General features: G+C 44.6%; 14 protein-coding genes. 9 read left to right on the top strand and 5 right to left on the bottom strand.

Annotation, left to right across the window (positions count from 1 at the left end):
• The first annotated feature begins 238 nt into the window (after positions 1–238).
• The 3 genes from GKD17_RS04880 to prmA all read left to right on the top strand — a co-directional run bounded on the left by GKD17_RS04880 (position 239) and on the right by prmA (position 3,730).
• Entirely contained in the window at positions 239–2,326 is a 2,088-nt protein-coding gene (locus GKD17_RS04880; RefSeq protein ID WP_007837146.1) for a BT4734/BF3469 family protein, read from the top strand.
• A gap of 287 nt (positions 2,327–2,613) precedes the next feature.
• A complete protein-coding gene (locus tag GKD17_RS04875) occupies positions 2,614–2,874 on the top strand; it encodes a thioredoxin family protein (RefSeq protein ID WP_007837142.1) in 261 nt (86 codons plus the stop codon).
• A gap of 10 nt (positions 2,875–2,884) precedes the next feature.
• Entirely contained in the window at positions 2,885–3,730 is an 846-nt protein-coding gene (gene prmA, locus GKD17_RS04870) for a 50S ribosomal protein L11 methyltransferase (RefSeq protein ID WP_007837140.1), read from the top strand.
• 220 nt (positions 3,731–3,950) lie between these two features.
• On the opposite strand, the gene GKD17_RS04865 is transcribed toward prmA, so the two are convergent.
• The 3 genes from GKD17_RS04865 to GKD17_RS04855 all read right to left on the bottom strand — a co-directional run bounded on the left by GKD17_RS04865 (position 3,951) and on the right by GKD17_RS04855 (position 7,002).
• Positions 3,951–4,319: a YccF domain-containing protein gene (locus tag GKD17_RS04865; protein ID WP_005846143.1), complete on the bottom strand. Its 369-nt coding sequence runs from the start codon at positions 4,317–4,319 to the stop codon at positions 3,951–3,953.
• A 46-nt stretch (positions 4,320–4,365) separates the two neighbouring features.
• Complete coding sequence (locus tag GKD17_RS04860; protein WP_007837136.1) at positions 4,366–5,232, bottom strand: glycoside hydrolase family 25 protein; 867 nt, start codon at positions 5,230–5,232, stop codon at positions 4,366–4,368.
• 126 nt (positions 5,233–5,358) lie between these two features.
• A complete protein-coding gene (locus tag GKD17_RS04855; RefSeq protein ID WP_007837134.1) occupies positions 5,359–7,002 on the bottom strand; it encodes a diphosphate--fructose-6-phosphate 1-phosphotransferase in 1,644 nt (547 codons plus the stop codon).
• 150 nt (positions 7,003–7,152) lie between these two features.
• Here GKD17_RS04855 and GKD17_RS04850 point away from each other — a divergent pair, with 150 nt between their 5' ends.
• Positions 7,153–7,401: a hypothetical protein gene (locus GKD17_RS04850; protein ID WP_007837131.1), complete on the top strand. Its 249-nt coding sequence runs from the start codon at positions 7,153–7,155 to the stop codon at positions 7,399–7,401.
• Between the two features lie 10 nt (positions 7,402–7,411).
• Positions 7,412–7,969 carry a lysophospholipid acyltransferase family protein gene (locus tag GKD17_RS04845; RefSeq protein WP_007837128.1) on the top strand — a complete coding sequence of 186 codons (558 nt, stop codon included), beginning with the start codon at positions 7,412–7,414 and terminating at the stop codon, positions 7,967–7,969.
• Between the two features lie 85 nt (positions 7,970–8,054).
• Here GKD17_RS04845 and glaB read toward each other — a convergent pair whose 3' ends face one another.
• Entirely contained in the window at positions 8,055–9,872 is a 1,818-nt protein-coding gene (gene glaB, locus GKD17_RS04840) for an alpha-1,3-galactosidase (protein WP_007837126.1), read from the bottom strand.
• Positions 9,873–9,954: 82 nt separating this feature from the next.
• On the opposite strand from glaB, the gene GKD17_RS04835 reads away from it, so the two are divergent.
• The 4 genes from GKD17_RS04835 (at position 9,955) to GKD17_RS04820 (ending at position 17,623) form a co-directional block, all read left to right on the top strand.
• Complete coding sequence (locus GKD17_RS04835) at positions 9,955–12,825, top strand: golvesin C-terminal-like domain-containing protein (RefSeq protein ID WP_032936469.1); 2,871 nt, start codon at positions 9,955–9,957, stop codon at positions 12,823–12,825.
• A 90-nt stretch (positions 12,826–12,915) separates the two neighbouring features.
• Positions 12,916–13,233, top strand: a complete 318-nt coding sequence (locus GKD17_RS04830) for a hypothetical protein (RefSeq protein WP_007837119.1) — start codon at positions 12,916–12,918, stop codon at positions 13,231–13,233.
• 41 nt (positions 13,234–13,274) lie between these two features.
• Positions 13,275–15,152: a YgiQ family radical SAM protein gene (locus GKD17_RS04825; protein ID WP_007837113.1), complete on the top strand. Its 1,878-nt coding sequence runs from the start codon at positions 13,275–13,277 to the stop codon at positions 15,150–15,152.
• Between the two features lie 266 nt (positions 15,153–15,418).
• Positions 15,419–17,623: a sodium-translocating pyrophosphatase gene (locus GKD17_RS04820; protein WP_007837111.1), complete on the top strand. Its 2,205-nt coding sequence runs from the start codon at positions 15,419–15,421 to the stop codon at positions 17,621–17,623.
• Between the two features lie 124 nt (positions 17,624–17,747).
• Here the strand turns inward: GKD17_RS04820 and GKD17_RS04815 are convergent, their stop codons facing one another.
• Positions 17,748–18,164 (bottom strand): ACT domain-containing protein, encoded by a 417-nt coding sequence (locus GKD17_RS04815; RefSeq protein WP_007837110.1) that lies wholly within the window; start codon positions 18,162–18,164, stop codon positions 17,748–17,750.
• Between the last annotated feature and the right edge of the window lie 11 nt (positions 18,165–18,175).

The following is an 18,175-nucleotide window of genomic DNA, read 5'->3' as shown; positions in this document are numbered from 1 at the left end:
AAATAAGGAACAGGGAAATACGCACTGAGACTAAGAATAAAAACACAGGAAAGAAAGGAAAAAGAAAAAACGGCATTTAATCCGGAAAGCACTTGCAGAATCCGGAAAGAAACCTTACCTTTACTAAAAATATGCACACATAGACACTCGCCAAACGCGGTCTTCTCCACACGACAGAACATCATCTTTTTCCATGGGAGGTACATAAAGCCAAAAAACATTTAAACGAAAGACAAATATGAAAATTACACTCATCAGGAAAGATGAAGAACAGGGGACAGAAGCCTTGTCACTATGCGATTCGGACGCATTCCTCGAGAAAATAAAGACAGAGAACAAAGCAGGACACATATCGGAACTGCGTGAAATACTGCCCCGGCTGACAGGATCGTCCGCCCACTACGCCCATATCGACAAACTGCCGCGTGTCTATCCTGCTGTAGAATATACCCGTAAGCAAAATGGCGAGAAACGCATGAAACATTACAACGGACTAGTGCAGCTGGAAGTGAACCGGCTGGCCGACCAGTATGAGGTGGAATACGTAAAACGCCAAGTGGCACAACTGCCGCAAACCTTTGCCGCTTTCTGCGGTTCAAGCGGACGGAGCGTAAAGATATGGGTACGCTTCGCACGCCCCGACGGCACTCTGCCCACCATACAGGAGGCTCTCCTGTTTCATGCTCACGCCTATCGGCTGGCGGTGACCTGCTACCAGCCCATGCTTCCTTTCGGCATCACACTGAAGGAACCGGACCTGATGCAAAGCTGCCGCATGACCGTGGATGAACAACCTTACTATAACCCTTCGTCCGTCCCCTTCTGCATAGAGCAACCGCTTGCCCTGCCCGATGAAGAGTCTTTCCGCCAACGCAAACAAAACAGCGAAACCGCACTGGAACGAATGACGCCCGGATGTGAAAGTTTACAGACTTTGGCACTGATGTACCAATCGGCACGAAAAAGAGCATTGGCCGAAATGGAAAACTGGAAACGTGATGACGGACTGGAGCCCTTGCTGCCCCATCTGGTAGAACAATGCTTCAAAGCAGGCATCCCCGAAGAAGAAGCCGTGCGGCGTACACTGATGCACTATTTCCACGAAACGAACACGGAAGCCATCCGCATGGCTTTCGGCAACGGATATCGGGAGATGAAAGGCTTTGGCGAGAAAGGTGGCCTCAACAAAGAGCAGGAAGCCACCTTCCGGCTGGAGGAGTTTTTGAAACGACGGTACGAATTCCGTTTCAACACCGTACTGGACGAGGTGGAATACCGCCAGCGGGACTCTGTTCATTTCTATTTCAAACCCTTGGAAAAACGTACCCGAAACAGCATCGCCCTTTACGCCTTGAAAGAGGGACTGCAAGTGTGGGACCGCGATATCGACCGCTTTCTCACTTCCGATTTCGTCCCTCTTTACAATCCCGTAGAAGAATACTTGTGTGACCTTCCCCGATGGGACGGTACTGACCGCATCCGCGCATTGGCCCGGCTCGTTCCCTGTGACAATCCGCATTGGGAAGAACTCTTTTACCGTTGGTTTCTGGGCATGGTGGCGCATTGGAGGGGGATGGACCGTCAGCATGGCAACAGTACTTCGCCTTTGCTGGTGGGTTCACAAGGATTCCGGAAATCCACTTACTGCCGCATCCTGCTACCGCCCGAACTGCGTTTCGGCTATGCCGACAGCCTGGACTTCAGCAGCAAACAGGAAGCGGAGCGTGCCTTGGGACGATTTTTCCTTATCAACCTGGACGAATTCGACCAGATTACGATGAACCAGCAAGGTTTTCTGAAACATCTGTTACAAAAACCGGTGGCCAACCTGCGAAAGCCCTATGGAACCAGCGTACGCGAATTACGCCGCTATGCCTCATTCATCGGCACCAGCAATCAGAAGGATTTGCTCACCGACCCCACGGGAAGCCGTCGCTTTATCTGTATCGAGGTGACCGCTCCCATTGATACCCATGTCACCATAGACTACCGCCAGCTCTATGCACAAGCCATGACATTGCTTTATCAGCAGGAACGTTACTGGCTGAATGATGAAGATGAGGCTGTTTTGCGGCAAAGCAACAGAGAATTTGAGCAAATTTCGCCTTTGGAGCATTTATTCCATTGTAACTTTTCTTCTGCAACCACTGATGAAGAGGGAGAATGGCTGACTGCCATGGAGATTTTCAATTATCTCCAAGAAAACACACGTGATAAGCTATCCGTCAATAAAATAAATTGGTTCGGACGTATTCTACATAAACTGAATGTACCCAAAAGAGCCAGTATCAGAGGTACTTTATACCACGTGGTCAAGTTGGAATAATTTATTTTTCAAGAAATGAGTATGAGGTCAATGCCCTCATACTCATTTATGTTACCATCATCAATAGCACACTCATTATAAGCGAATTATACCACTAATGAGAGTATGAGAGCATTATTGAGAGTAACTTCCTGTTGATATCCTACCGGAATGAAGAAAATAAATAGATGCTGAACGGGTATAAAGAGAGAAGCAATTAATACCGATTCTGCTCTTATTCTCATTTTTTCTCCCTATCTTTGCCACTACCCTTTTTAAGAGTATATAAACCTAAAATAAACAGCCACATGAAACCAGTGAAATTATTTTATCAGGAAAGATGCCCGTTCTGCAAAAAAGCACTGCGCTATATTGAAGAACTAAAAGAAGAACACCCTGAATTCCAACCTATAGAAATAGAAATGATAGAAGAAACCCAACATCCTGATATAGCCGACCAATACGACTATTATTACGTTCCCACGTTTTATGTGGACGGTGTGAAAGTACATGAAGCGGGTATTTTCAAAAATGAGATGGAGGCATTGCTCCGTAAAGTGATAGAATAAACGAAAACGTATGAAATATTTAGAAGTAACCTTTACAACACATCCCTGTAATGAAACAGTGAATGATGTAGTATCTGCACTGGCCGGAGAAATAGGATTTGAAAGTTTTGTAGAATGTGAAGCAGGAGTACAGGCTTATATCCAGCAGACTTTGTTCGATGAGGAAGCATTAAAAGAAATGATTGCGAGCTTCCCCCTGCCCGACACTACTGTGAAATATACCATTAAAGAAGCCGAAGACAAGAATTGGAACGAGGAATGGGAGAAGAACTTCTTTCAACCCATCATCATCGGTGACCGTTGCTGCATTCACAGCACGTTCCATAAAGACACCCCGAAGACTGAGTATGAAATTCTGATTAACCCGCAAATGGCTTTCGGCACAGGGCACCATGAAACGACCAGCTCTATAATCAGCGAGCTGTTAGAAGCTGATCTGAAAGGAAAATCAGTCTTGGATATGGGATGCGGCACTTCTATTCTTGCCATCCTTGCCTCCATGCGCGGAGCCAATCCTGTGACAGCCATCGACATTGACGACTGGTGCGTCAATAATTCAAAAGACAACATTGCACTGAACCATATCCATAACATTACAGTGGAACTGGGAGATGCCAACTTGTTGAAAGGCCGCAAGCCGTTTGATGTAATTATTGCCAATATCAACCGGAATATTCTTCTGGCAGACCTGCCTCATTATGCCGCCTGTATGCATCCGGGTTCAGAAATATTTATGAGTGGATTTTATATGCAGGATATTCCTTTTATCCGCGAAAAAGCGGAAAGTCTGGGAATGGAGTTCGTACACCATCGGGAAAAGAACAACTGGGCAGCTGTGAAGTTCATCATGAAATAATACCATTTTTAAGTATGAAAAGGACTTGATAAAGACAGGATTACCACCAATCACACAGGATTTACATTGATTTATTCGAGGACAAAAGAACGGATTTTCTCTCTTTTGTCCTTTTGTTCTTCTTACCTGAAAATTAGAACCGGAATCAAGTGGTGACAAACGCACGTAGGACGCTGCATTTTATCCAAAGTGACAACACGATCATATCGGTATACAATATTTATACAATCTCCTTTCCGAAAGGAGTAAGTGCCAAGCCCGCCAGCTTGAAATGTTGCAGTCCGAATGGAATACCGATAACAGTGATGCAAAGCAACACCCCGAATGCCAAATGAGAGAGGCTGATCCAGATTCCACCTACAAGTATCCAGATGATATTCATCAACACACTGAGACATCCGCCATCACCGGGACAACTGCGTATTTCCCGCCCAAAAGGGCAAAGAGCCAGCATAGACAACTTCAAAGTCTGGAAACCGAAAGGAATGCCGACGATAGTGATCATCAGCAACAGGCTGGAAACAATATATTCCACGCAGATCAGAAATCCGCCGCAAATCAGCCAAATAATATTGAGCAGTAAGTTCATAAAGCAAATATAGAGAAAGTTTTCGAAACCGCAGGCACAGTATCCTTTATTTCTTTATAGTCATTAATTGCAATTCCTCCAACGAACCGTTGAAAATATTCAAGTCCACCTTCTCACGAATGCCCGGCAACGTACCCACATCCGTATGCTGCCAGAATTTCCATTCTCCCCTGTATTCCACCGAGTCTACATAATAATGGGCTATCCAGTAAGGATAAGAATTGAAGACCGAATCATTCAGATAACGAGTTTTAAACTTATAAGAAGTATAAAGAATAGGCTTCACTTTGTAGTGCTGTTCTATTTTGTCAAGCCACAGTTTAAGGTCACGACGGAGCTGATTTTCGTCCTTGCCTCTCTTCTCGATATCGAGTACGGGAGGAAGGTCACCTGAATCCAGCTTTACGGAATTAATAAAGAAATCGGCCTGACGGATGGGATCTGTTTTCGGATTGTAAAAATGATAAGCCCCACGGATAAACCCATGTGTTTTCGCCGAATCAAAATTGGTGATAAAAGCCTTGTCCCCATAATCTCCTCCTTCCGAAGCTTTCATAAAGACAAAATGAATAGGAAATTTCCCCTGTCGGGTCTGAGTCAGCATTTTCCAGTCTATGTTTCCTTGATAATGGGAAACATCAATGCCATGCACCTGAAAACCCGAGGGCATACATACACCGTATGCTTTAAAGCCATAGCAAGGCTTCCAGCGATAAGAGTAAGGACGGATAAAGAAATAAAAGAAAGCGGCAAGGAATAAAAAAGCAATAAGCCCCGCAATGACATACCGAAGCCATGACGGCATCTCTCTTTGCGGTTTCTTTTTCGCCTTCCGCTGTGTAGCCCGACGGACAGGTTTCGCGGCTGCCTTCTTTTTAACGGGAGCAGGACGTGTGCTTTTCGCTCTTACCATTTTATCCTATTTAGCTGTTTTTACCTTTACCTATTCCCACATACTATGTAATAAAACCCATCGGGAGAATGGTTTTACAATCAGCCCCGATGGGTTTCCTTTATGCTTTATAGAAATAAGAAAGAATTATTTTCCTTGTTCCAACTGCAATGTCTTGGTTGCCTGGTCACAAACTTCTGTAGGACCGAAGTACTGGATAGGACCCGGATATACATAGTCTGTTTCAATAGCCCAACGTTCACGCTGTGCGGCAAACGCCTTGAAAGGAGCACCATCCAATTTTACCAACGCTTTCTGGATAACCGGTTTCATTTCACCGTGACGACGTTCCATGTTCATCATCATTGTGATAGGCACACCACCTGCAATCCATTCTTCGGCAGGAGCAGTAGTGTTACGTACAGAAGACATATAGCCGGTCTTACCGTTGACAATCAACATAGAAGCGGTGTAACCCAACGAGTAGCAATAGTCAGCATCGAAGTTTGACGGAGCAGCGCAACGTCCTTCGTAACCGAAGAAGTGATGCTGAGCGGCAAATTTACCTACATACTTGCCTTCTTCCTTCCACTGAGCCAATTTAACGGCTACCATATCAGACAACAGCTTTTCTGTTTCAATCAATGATACCTGTACGTTTCCGTGCGGATCACGGTCCAAAGTAAGCTGACGTGCAACGCCTTCGGGCAGAGAAGCATAGATTTCCGAGTTTTCCTTAGAAAGCTTGGAGATGATATATTCACGTTGGTGAGATTTCTTGATCAATGCGAACTCTGATGCGTTAGCAGCCAGGAAGTCATTCAATTCAGCGATCAATCTCTTCATTGCGGGAATGAATTCGATCAAACCTTCAGGTATCAACACTGTACCGAAGTTATTACCTTGTGCAGCGCGGTTAGCCACTACCTGAGCAATGTAAGTAACCACATCATCCAATGACATGTTCTTCTCTTCTACTTCTTCTGAAACGATACATACGTTAGGTTGAACCTGCAAAGCACATTCCAAAGCGATATGAGAAGCCGAACGTCCCATCAGCTTGATAAAGTGCCAGTATTTGCGGGCAGAGTTACAGTCACGCTGAATGTTTCCGATTACTTCAGAGTAAGTTTTACAAGCCGTATCAAAACCGAAAGAAGTTTCAATCATCTCGTTCTTCAAGTCACCGTCGATAGTCTTCGGACAACCGATTACCTGAACACCGCAGTTCTTCGCAGCATAGTATTCTGCCAATACACAAGCGTTCGTGTTTGAGTCGTCACCACCGATGATTACCAATGCCTTGATGCCTAATTCCTTGATGATTTCCAGACCTTTATCAAATTGTTCTTCCTTTTCCAGTTTGGTACGTCCCGAACCGATGATATCGAAACCACCGGTATTACGGTATTCGTCGATAATATCGGAAGTCAGTTCCATATAATTATGGTCTACCAAACCACCGGGGCCCAGAATGAAACCATACAGTTTGCTGTCTTTGTTCAATGACTTGACACCGTCGAACAAACCGGAAATAACATTGTGTCCGCCGGGAGCCTGTCCACCAGACAAAATGACACCTACATTGATAGCAGGCATATTGACAGCTTCGCCTTCAACGAACTGAATCAACGGCATACCGTAAGTGTTAGGGAACAAAGCCTTGATGGCTTCCTGGTCAGCAACAGACTGTGTAGGTTCGCCTTCCTTTACTTTTACAGCGCCTTTCAACGCTTTAGGAAGTTTGGGCTGATAAGCAGCTCTGGCAATTTGTAATGCACTTTTAGTCATATTCTATTATTCTATTTAAAGGTGTATAATTTCATTTAGTATTCTCGTGCAAATTTCGCTCTTTTTTCGCAAATATGAAAACGTATACAAATAAAAATGCTACCTTTACCGCGAATTTAGAATTATGTATTAACTTAAAACATTACATTTATGGCAAGTAGAAGAAATTTAAAGAAGAAAATAACCAATATAGCAAGTGATTTGTTTTTAGTCAGTTTGATGGAAGGTGTTAACCGTGAAGTGGTTTGCAACTCTGTACACAATGTGATCAAACTGATTACACGCATCAGCCACACCGAGCCGGGTAACGTAAAAGGATTCTACAAGAAATTGAACGAAGATCTGAACAAAGAAATCAAAGTGGTTGCAGACGAACTGGCTAAAGCTACAAAAGCATAAGATTTAAGGAATGAAAAAAGCTATTTGTAGTTTTATCTACTACAAACTGTTGGGATGGAAGACCAAGGTGTCTGCTCCCGATTATGATAAATATATTATCTGTGCCGCCCCACATACCACCAATTGGGACTTATTCATAGGCAAACTGTTTATGGGAGCTATAGGCCGCGAAACTGGTTTTATGATGAAAAAGGACTGGTTCTTCTGGCCTCTAGGCCCTATTTTCCGCTGGATGGGAGGGATTCCCGTAGACCGTAGCCGCAAGACTTCATTGGTGGACCAGATGATCAAGATTGCCAAATCGAGTCAAAAATTCCATCTGGCTATCACTCCGGAAGGGACACGCAAAGCCAATCCCAACTGGAAAAAAGGATTCTATTATATTGCACAAGGGGCCGGTCTGCCTATTATTCTGGTAGCCATCGATTACGCAAAAAAGTGCATTACAGCCGAAAAGGTGATACATCCCAGCGGTGATTTGGACAAGGATATGCGTGAGATCAAGTTGTATTACAAGAATTTCAAAGGCAAATATCCTGAAAATTTCAGCATCGGGAAAGTAGAATAATCCCCGTCTGTTATAATTCTTTTTAAATAAGGGAACACTGATTATACGGATTAAAACAAAATCCGCATAATCAGTGTCATTGTATCTATTCTCTTACCACGCTCTCATCCCCATCCTCAAAATTATTCTTCTCTATCTTCACATTCCGGGTGTGAAGCAAGTGGAAACGAGTCTTATTATGATGGAAAGCCGGATAATCTGTATTCTGGCGGATCACATTGTTTTTAAAGACCAATCCGTCAATGGATTTTGCAAAAAGAACGGGGCGGTCAAAGGTTTCAAAATAGTTGTCTTCAATCACCACTCCTTTTTCTCCTTTTCCACCATGGAAATATTTCTTCTGATGCTCCAAATCGGGAATCTCAGGATAAATAGAGATAACAGCTTCCGTAAATTGGAACATATTAGTCAATGCATTGATAAAACGATTGTTACGAATCAGCACGTTCCGGCAAGCTCCCGTTTCAAACCAACCATTGCAATCACCACAAAGCAGAATAGCCGTCCCCGAAGTATGGTCAAACAGGTTACGCTCTACTACCGTTTTCAAAGGAGTGCTGAATAAAGTACCCCGTGCGCGATTATTACGAATGACATTATCCGCAAAATAAACTTCCGGACACCAAGACAGGTTTTCAATACCAAAGCCTTCTTTATCCGTAATCTCCGCATCCAAAGGTTCCGTAAAAATAATGCGGTATTCTTTCGCACCTTTCACCGTATCTTTATCGTTAGGCAGGATTTCTTTCACCCGGTTTTTTCCACCGGCCAGTTCCATGGTGACGGAACGTACAAATTGCACCTCATCTCCGTTCACTCCCCACTCGAACCCGTATGCTTGCGGATGCATGTATTGAGCAATCACTGTATGGTCATCAAGGCGTTGCTTGATTTTCAAATAAGTGCCGTGTACATTAATCGCATCATCCATCATTCCTTCATACAGCCCGTTTCGGGAATCAATCTTGCCTCTGCAACTGGAGAAATGAGTAGCATCCGCCTGCGTGGTAAAATAACGAGGATCCTTATCGCCACGAAGACAAACGCTGAATTCATCCAACGTGATATTTTCACATAACTGAGCCAATAATCCCATGCCTTCTGCATAATGCACTTTCACATTCTGCAAACAAGTATTTTTGTCACCGGACAAGAATATACCCGGAGCAGGACGATAATAAGTACGAAGTGCAACCACTGTCCCCGGTATCAACCGGGCGTCTTTCCACTGAGGAGCATGGTAGACACGTGGAGAAACTTCTTTCACCCCTTCCATAGGACACCATAAGTCACTAGTGCGGTATACCAGACGCTTTGTCTTTTCTTCAAAAGCAATCCCTCCCTGGGGAGCACTGGACCAGCCTTCGCCGTATGATTCAAAGAAGCCTTTCTCATTAATGCGGCATTTCACCCATGCGGCAGGTTCAAAAGTAATTCCTTCCTCTCCACTTTTCAACACCTTGACCTGAGTAATGTGGGGAGTTTCAAAATCTATGCTGAAATTACGTAAAGTACAATCCTCTGAACGAAGCAGAGAAAGTGGAAGCATACGGCCATGAAAGATAAAATCGGCACCTTGTCCGTCCACGGTCAGCCCCTTCCAATCCTCCAGAGGAAAACCTACCGTTTTCGGATTATCCTGGTCATGGTTGGAAATATAATACTCACGGACAGCCGCCCCTTCAGGGTGGAAATCGTAACGTCCGGATTCAAAAAGCAGGGTGACCTTATCGCCGGAAGCGACTTGAGTCTTGATGTCTTGTAACGCCTTCTGCAATTTAGCTGAAAGATTCTCGTGTGTGTCCGGTACCAGACCATAATTTCGCATTTCGACTACTTTACTTCCGGCAAAAGCGGAAACAGCGAGCCATACGAAGCAGAAATTAAAGATAATTCGTTTCATTTAGGTTCATTATAGGTTAGTTAGAATGACAAAACTAACAAAAATTCCTAACTTCGCAACCATAAATAAAGAAGAAAACAACATGAAAAAGATATTTTTGTCCTTCCTGCTGGTGATGGTAGGAATATCGCACACTTTGGCACAAGGGTTAGACGCTAATGTGGAACAACGTCTAAAAGATTTCTTCACCCAATATGAAACATCTTACGCCAACATAGGCAAGTGCAAGTTAGGCCGTTATGAAGTCAATCATAACCAAAAGAAACTGGACGTATATGCCAGTTCCAGCTTCGGCTACCAACCGTTCACACCCGAAAACACGGAAGCCATCTACCGGTTACTCAAACAAAGCTTACCCGGCCCTGTAAATTATTACGATATAACCATTTATGCCGATGGAAAATCCATCGAAGACCTGGTTCCCAACTATCTGAGAAAGAAACAGGACAAAAGCCGCTTATGGCAACGGACAGATTATAAAGGTAATCCATGGGTAAAAAATAATTCCCGCCCCTTTACTGCCAGCAAAGGATTAGAAGGCAGACACATCGCCCTTTGGCAAAGCCACGGAAAATATTATAAGAATGACAAAGGATGTTGGGAATGGCAACGTCCACGCTTGTTCTGTACCACAGAGGATTTGTTCACCCAATCATTCGTCATACCTTATATTATACCCATGCTGGAAAATGCAGGAGCCATAGTGTATACTCCCCGTGAACGTGACTGGCAGCGCAATGAAGTGATTGTGGATAATGACATTCATCCCCAAGGTTGCATCTATCAGGAGATAAAAAGCCGGAAAGGTAAATGGAAAACCGCCCCCACCCCGGCATTCGCTCAAAAACGGTTGATTTACAGGGACGGACAAAATCCTTTTGAAGAAGGTACAGCCCGCTTTGCCTCCACCGAGAAAAAACCGGAAAAAGCCTTTGCACAATGGATTCCCCGTATTCCCGAAACAGGAAAATATGCCGTCTATGTGACTTATCAGACTTTACCCGGAAGTGTGAGTGACGCCAAATATCTGGTTTTCCATAAAGGGGGTGTCACTGAATTTCTAGTCAATCAACAAATAGGGGGAGGCACCTGGGTTTACCTGGGCACTTTCGAGTTTGATAAAGGGACCAACGATTACGGCATGGTGGTATTAAGTAATGAGAGTAGACAAAAAGGAGTGGTATGCGCCGATGCTGTCCGTTTTGGCGGAGGAATGGGAAACATATTGCGCGGTGGAAAAACCAGCGGCCTGCCCCGCTACCTGGAAGGGGCACGCTACGCCGCACAATGGTCGGGCTTTCCCTATCCGGTTTACAGTCCCAGTGAAAGTAAGAATGACTATACCGACGATATAAACGCCCGCAGCCGGATAATCAATTATCTCAGCGGAAATTCTGTGTACAATCCAAAGGAGAAGGGATTGGGCGTTCCTTTTGAAATGACCTTGGGAGTGCACAGCGATGCAGGTTTTTCCAAAGAAGATGATTTAGTAGGCACGCTGGGTATTTATACCACCGATTATAATAACGGTGAACTGAATGCCGGCATCTCCCGTTATGCTTCCCGTGATTTGGCAGATATGGTCTTGACCGGCCTGCAACGGGATATCTCCGCCCAATTCGGTATCCGGTGGCAACGTCGCAGCCTGTGGAACCGCAATTACAGCGAAACTCGTCTGCCTGCCGTTCCCTCGATGATTCTGGAACTCCTCTCCCATCAGAACTTTGCCGATTTGAAACTAGGACACGATCCGCGTTTCAAGTTTACCGTAGGGCGTTCTGTTTACAAATCTGTACTAAAATATCTGAGTACCATGCATGGAACGGATTATGTAGTCCAACCTTTACCGGTAAGTAATTTTGCCATTCATCCCGGAAGCAGAAAAAACACCTTCCGACTAACTTGGCAAGCGGTAGACGATCCGTTGGAACCGACTGCCAAAGCACAACAATACATCGTCTACACCCGCCTGGGACATGGTGGATTTGATAATGGAACGTTAGTACGCGGTACTGAATATATCTTCGAAGCCGAACCGGGACTGGTATATAGTTTTAAAGTTACCGCAGTCAACAAGGGGGGAGAAAGTTTTCCTTCCGAAATCCTGTCAGCCTATCAGGCAAAGAAAAGCAAAGGAACAATCTTGATAGTCAATGGATTCGACCGTCTGAGCGGACCTGCTACCGTAGAATCTCCTTTCTTGCAAGGCTTTGATTTGAATACGGATCCGGGGATACCTTATATAAATACGCCCGCCTTCTGCGGAACGCAACAAAGCTTCGACCGTAGCCGCATAGGGCGGGAAACCAAAGACGGGCTGGGGTATAGCGGCAGCGAGCTGGAAGGAAGGTTGATAGCCGGAAATACTTTCGACTATCCGTTCATTCATGGTAAAGCTATCCAGGCAACCGGAGGGTACTCTTTTGTGTCGTGTAGTGATGAAGCCGTTGAAAATGGTTTTGTCCGGCTGGCAGATTACCCCATTGCAGACCTGATATTCGGAGCCGACAGACGTCCCTTCTCCAACACCCTACAGCAGCTGATCACCTCCTACTGCCAAAAAGGCGGCAACCTGATACTCAGCGGTTCATATATAGGAAGTAACATGAACAGTCCCACAGCACTGAACTTCACCGAAAACATATTGAAATATAGTTTCGGAGGCAGTATGCTCAACTCCACTTCGGGAGAAATATACGGAGCCGGCACCCGTTTCAATATCCCCCGTACCATCAATGAACAAACCTATGCCGTACCCGCTCCCGACTGTCTGACTCCGGTGGCTCCGGCTTACTCTGCTTTCGTTTACAATCCGGGAAATTATAGTGCCGGCATTGCCTACAAAGGTACTTATCGTACCTTCGTTCTAGGCTTCCCTTTTGAAAGCATTCAAGGAGTGAAGGAAAGAGCACGGGTAATGAGTGCTATTCTGGGCTTCTTCGGCAGCAAGTGATATTTTTAAACGAAAATAAAAGAACAAATAAGAGGTTATTTCATAAAAACGCCTAACTTTGTCCGTATAAACCATTAAAATTAAACGACTATGTACACTATACAGACTAACGCCTCTGGCACACGTAGCATGGAAATCTCAGAAGAGAACCTGCAAACTATTGAGAAATATGCTTTATTTCAGCATCTAATAGATAGTAACGGTATCGTGGACGAGTCGGTACTGGACAAACTGAAGCTGAATATCCGCTCACTGATAACCAGTGAGGAAGGAAATAATAAAGAACTGCTTGACCTTTGCATTGATGTAATTTATCATAATAACATGAAAGCTTTCGGACTTCATCAACTTATTCTGCTTTATATCCAATGGGAGAAGGAGAAAAATAAGGATGAAGAAGAGATATAACTAACTTATCTCTGTAGCAAAATAAAAAACAATACGTATCATTGAAAGAATACAAACTTACAGACTGGTTGCCGACAACCAAGAAAGAAGTGGAAATGCGTGGGTGGAAAGAACTGGACGTTATCTTGTTCAGCGGTGACGCCTATGTAGATCATCCTTCATTCGGTCCGGCAGTGATTGGAAGATTATTAGAGGCACAAGGCTTAAAAGTAGCTATTGTGCCTCAACCTAACTGGCGTGACGACCTGCGCGACTTTAAGAAGCTGGGACGTCCACGCCTCTTTTTCGGTGTGTCCGCCGGATGCATGGACAGCATGGTAAACAAATACACTGCCAACAAGCGTTTGCGCAGCGAGGATGCTTATACTCCCGACGGCCGCCACGACATGCGTCCCGAATACCCCAGCATCGTTTATACACAGATTTTAAAAAAAATCTATCCCGATGTACCTGTCATTTTGGGAGGTATAGAAGCATCTTTGCGTCGTGTCAGTCATTACGACTATTGGCAAGACTGTCTGCGTAAATCAATCCTGATAGATTCAGGAGCCGATTTATTGATCTATGGAATGGGCGAGAAGCCGATTACGGAACTTTGCAAGAGAATGAAGACATTGGCGGACGCCATCGGACAGCCCCATGAATCCGCTCCTGCAGAAAGTCTTCCGATTCCACATGATATTTTGCAAACAGCCTACATAACCCGTAAGGGAGAACCCATGTGTCCGTCTGATGACACTCAGGAAAAGCCCGATATCGTGCTTCATTCTCATGAAACATGCCTGAAAGATAAAAAGAAACAAGCCGAAAACTTCCGCTTCATTGAAGAGGAAAGCAATAAATACGAAGCCTCCCGCATCTTGCAAGATGTAGGTAACAAAACGGTAGTAGTCAATCCGCCTTATCCTCCAATGACACAAGGAGAGCTGGATCGTTCTTTTGATTTGCCGTATACGCGTATGCCTCATCCCAAGTATAAGGGAAAACGTATCCCGGCGTTTGATATGATTAAATTCTCAGTTAATCTGCACCGTGGTTGTTTTGGAGGATGTGCCTTCTGTACCATTTCCGCCCATCAGGGAAAATTCATTGTAAGCCGAAGCAAGGAAAGTATCTTGAAAGAGGTGAAAGCCATAACAGAAATGCCAGACTTCAAAGGCTATCTGAGCGACTTGGGAGGGCCTAGCGCCAACATGTACGCTATGCGCGGTAAAGAAGAGAAAATATGCCGCCGCTGCAAACGCCCGTCATGTATCCATCCCAAAGTATGTCCCAATTTGAACACGGATCACCGTCCTTTATTGGATATTTACCATTCGGTAGACGCACTTCCCGGTATCAAGAAAAGCTTTATCGGAAGCGGTGTACGCTATGACCTGTTACAATATCAGAGTAAGGATCCGGCAGTAAACCGCAGTACGGCTGAATATACCCGCGAACTGATAGCCAATCATGTCAGCGGGCGTTTGAAAGTGGCTCCGGAACACACCAGCGACTCAGTGCTGCAAATCATGAGGAAACCTTCGTTTTCGCAATTTTATGACTTCAAAAAGACTTTCGACAAAATAAATAAGGAATTGAATATGCGACAGCAGATTATACCTTATTTTATAAGCAGCCATCCAGGATGTACGGAAGAAGATATGGCAGAACTGGCAGTGATCACCAAGAAATTGGATTTCCATCTGGAACAGGTGCAGGATTTCACCCCTACCCCAATGACTGTAGCTACTGAAGCCTGGTACACAGGTTATCATCCATATACGTTACAACCGGTTTTCTCTGCCAAATCACAAAAAGAGAAACTGGCTCAACGGATGTTCTTTTTTTGGTATAAACCCGAAGAACGGCGTGCCATCATCAACGAATTGCGTAAAATAGGACGCGCTGATTTGATAGACAAGCTGTATAGCAAATAAAAGGGTAATGTATCAAATTCACCACAGATCATGTGCAATCTGTGGTGAAATCGTTTTTTAAAGTCTTATTTATCTTTCATCGTGTTTTGATGAAACACAGAAACAGGTCTATGTGTTCCAAGGTACAGATATTGATATTTATTTTCCCCTAAACTTAATTAGAAAAGTACCGCAAATATTAATTGATAAAAATATTGCCTATCCTATTGAATATCATTTATTTTTTCTATCTTTGGGCAAAACCAACTTTTAAATCAATACTGCGTATGGAAACGTATCTCTTCTGGATTGTGCCCATTGCCTCCCTCTTGGCATTGGCACTCGCATGGTATTTCTACAAACAAATGATGCTTGAAAGCGAAGGAACTCCGACAATGGAAAAAATCGCTTCTTATGTGCGCCAGGGCGCCATGTCCTATCTGAAACAACAATACAAAGTGGTAGGGCTGGTATTTCTGGGATTAGTTATTCTATTTTCTATCATGGCATACGGCTTCAACTTACAAAATCCGTGGGTGCCCATTGCTTTTCTTACCGGCGGTTTCTTCTCGGGACTTTCCGGTTTTTTGGGAATGAAAACGGCCACCTATGCTTCAGCACGTACCGCCAATGCAGCCCAGCACTCTCTGAACAAAGGACTGCGCGTGGCTTTCCGTAGCGGAGCTGTTATGGGATTGGTCGTTGTCGGATTAGGTCTGCTCGATATTTCCTTCTGGTATATATTATTGGATTATTGTATTCCGTCAGATACCTTGAATCCTTCCGCCAAATTATGTGTCATCACCACTACCATGCTTACTTTTGGGATGGGAGCCAGCACGCAAGCGCTTTTCGCCCGTGTAGGAGGTGGAATCTATACCAAGGCAGCCGATGTGGGTGCTGACCTGGTAGGTAAAGTGGAAGCCGGAATTCCGGAAGATGATCCCCGTAATCCTGCCACCATTGCCGATAATGTGGGTGACAATGTAGGTGACGTAGCCGGAATGGGCGCCGACCTCTACGAGTCTTATTGCGGTTCTATCCTGGCTACCGCCGCTTTGGGCGCAGCTGCCTTCATTGGTTCGGATGATACTGTAATGCAATTTAAAGCGGTCATTGCGCCTATGCTGATTGCAGCTGTAGGTATTTTACTCTCCATCATCGGTATTTTCGCTGTCCGTACCAAAGAAGATGCAGGAATGAAAGAGCTACTCGGTTCATTAGCTACAGGAACCAACTTAAGTTCTGTGCTGATTGTTGTTGCCACTTTCCTTATCCTTTGGGCCTTGGGACTGGAAAACTGGGTAAACATCTCTTTTGCTGTGGTAGTGGGATTAATAGTAGGGATTGTTATCGGCCGCTCTACCGAATACTATACTTCTCAATCTTATAAACCTACACAACGATTGGCCGAAAGTGGAAAGACAGGTCCGGCCACTGTTATCATTTCCGGTATCGGACTAGGTATGGTTTCCACCACTATCCCGGTACTGGCAGTAGTAGTAGGCATCATCTTATCCTATTGGCTTGCTTCCGGATTTGATTTCGCCAATATTTCCATGGGGCTTTACGGTATTGGTATTGCTGCCGTAGGTATGCTCTCAACATTGGGAATTACCCTGGCTACCGATGCTTACGGACCAATTGCAGACAATGCCGGCGGTAATGCCGAAATGAGCGGATTAGGTAAAGAAGTACGCAGGCGCACTGACGCACTCGACTCGTTGGGTAACACAACTGCTGCCACCGGCAAAGGTTTTGCTATCGGCTCTGCCGCTCTGACCGGATTGGCTCTGTTAGCATCCTATGTAGAAGAAATCCGTATCGGATTAACCCGGTTGGGGCAGACCATTCTGGAATTACCAAACGGCATTACCGTAGATGTTCATAACGCCAGTTTCACTGACTACATGCTTTATTACGATGTAACCCTGATGAACCCTAAAGTGCTAAGCGGCATGTTTTTGGGCAGTATGATGGCATTCCTGTTCTGCGGTCTGACCATGAATGCAGTGGGTCGTGCAGCAGCCCACATGGTAGAGGAAGTACGCCGCCAGTTCCGTGAAATAAAAGGAATTCTGACTGGAGAAGCCGAACCCGACTATGCCCGTTGTGTACAAATCTCCACCAAAGGAGCACAACGTGAAATGGTATTCCCGTCTCTATTGGCTATCATCGCTCCGGTTGCTACAGGATTAGTGTTTGGAGTTCCCGGAGTCATCGGTCTGCTGATTGGTGGGTTGTCCTCCGGTTTCGTGCTTGCCATTTTCATGGCCAATGCAGGAGGCGCATGGGATAACGCCAAGAAATATGTAGAAGAAGGCAATTTCGGCGGTAAAGGAAGTGAAGTTCACAAAGCAACGGTTACCGGTGACACGGTAGGTGACCCGTTTAAAGATACATCCGGTCCCAGTTTGAACATTTTGATTAAACTGATGAGTATGGTTGCCATTGTAATGGCCGGACTGACAGTTGCTTGGAGTTTGTTCTAATAGAAAAGCAGAAAGCCGCTTCAGAGGAGGCGGCTTTCTAACTTTAAAAAAGATTCTGATAAACTATTTTTTAATACTTATCCGGATTTCCATTACTACAAAATGAATGAATATGTCAAAGAAATCACAAACTATTTTTAGTCAAAACATTACAATTGAGTTTGTTCAAGATTTCCATGCATCGCTCCACATTAGACGGACGGATAACCACATGTGCCGTATCTCCCTGAGCAAAAGCATACATATATTCAATAAAGATATTCTCTGCTGCCAGATAGTCCAAAACTTTAGCCAAAGAACCAGCCACATTCGGGCAACTGATACATACCACATCGGTCAGCATCACGGCAAAATTCTCGGCACGAAGTACTTCCACCGCTTTTTCCACATCCGATACAATCAAACGAAGAATACCAAAATCAGTAGATTCCGCCATGCTGAACGCATGCATATTGATATCATACTTTGCCAATGTCTTGGTTACGTCATTTATCCTTCCGGTCTTGTTTTCCAGGAAAACAGATAATTGCTTAATTGTCATATTGCGTACTT

It is taken from the genome of Phocaeicola dorei (assembly GCF_013009555.1).
GTDB classification, from domain to species: domain Bacteria; phylum Bacteroidota; class Bacteroidia; order Bacteroidales; family Bacteroidaceae; genus Phocaeicola; species Phocaeicola dorei.
The sequence above is the reverse complement of the archived record's forward strand: the minus strand, read 5'-3'. Positions and strand labels throughout refer to the sequence as shown.

Excerpts from the sequence above, each read along its gene's own strand:
- GKD17_RS04880 (WP_007837146.1), top strand. The coding sequence starts at position 239 with ATGAAAATTACACTCATCAGGAAAGATGAAGAACAGGGGACAGAAGCC.
- GKD17_RS04875 (WP_007837142.1), top strand. The coding sequence starts at position 2,614 with ATGAAACCAGTGAAATTATTTTATCAGGAAAGATGCCCGTTCTGCAAA.
- prmA (WP_007837140.1), top strand. The coding sequence starts at position 2,885 with ATGAAATATTTAGAAGTAACCTTTACAACACATCCCTGTAATGAAACA.
- GKD17_RS04865 (WP_005846143.1), bottom strand. The coding sequence starts at position 4,319 with ATGAACTTACTGCTCAATATTATTTGGCTGATTTGCGGCGGATTTCTG.
- GKD17_RS04860 (WP_007837136.1), bottom strand. The coding sequence starts at position 5,232 with ATGGTAAGAGCGAAAAGCACACGTCCTGCTCCCGTTAAAAAGAAGGCA.
- GKD17_RS04855 (WP_007837134.1), bottom strand. The coding sequence starts at position 7,002 with ATGACTAAAAGTGCATTACAAATTGCCAGAGCTGCTTATCAGCCCAAA.
- GKD17_RS04850 (WP_007837131.1), top strand. The coding sequence starts at position 7,153 with ATGGCAAGTAGAAGAAATTTAAAGAAGAAAATAACCAATATAGCAAGT.
- GKD17_RS04845 (WP_007837128.1), top strand. The coding sequence starts at position 7,412 with ATGAAAAAAGCTATTTGTAGTTTTATCTACTACAAACTGTTGGGATGG.
- glaB (WP_007837126.1), bottom strand. The coding sequence starts at position 9,872 with ATGAAACGAATTATCTTTAATTTCTGCTTCGTATGGCTCGCTGTTTCC.
- GKD17_RS04835 (WP_032936469.1), top strand. The coding sequence starts at position 9,955 with ATGAAAAAGATATTTTTGTCCTTCCTGCTGGTGATGGTAGGAATATCG.
- GKD17_RS04830 (WP_007837119.1), top strand. The coding sequence starts at position 12,916 with ATGTACACTATACAGACTAACGCCTCTGGCACACGTAGCATGGAAATC.
- GKD17_RS04820 (WP_007837111.1), top strand. The coding sequence starts at position 15,419 with ATGGAAACGTATCTCTTCTGGATTGTGCCCATTGCCTCCCTCTTGGCA.
- GKD17_RS04815 (WP_007837110.1), bottom strand. The coding sequence starts at position 18,164 with ATGACAATTAAGCAATTATCTGTTTTCCTGGAAAACAAGACCGGAAGG.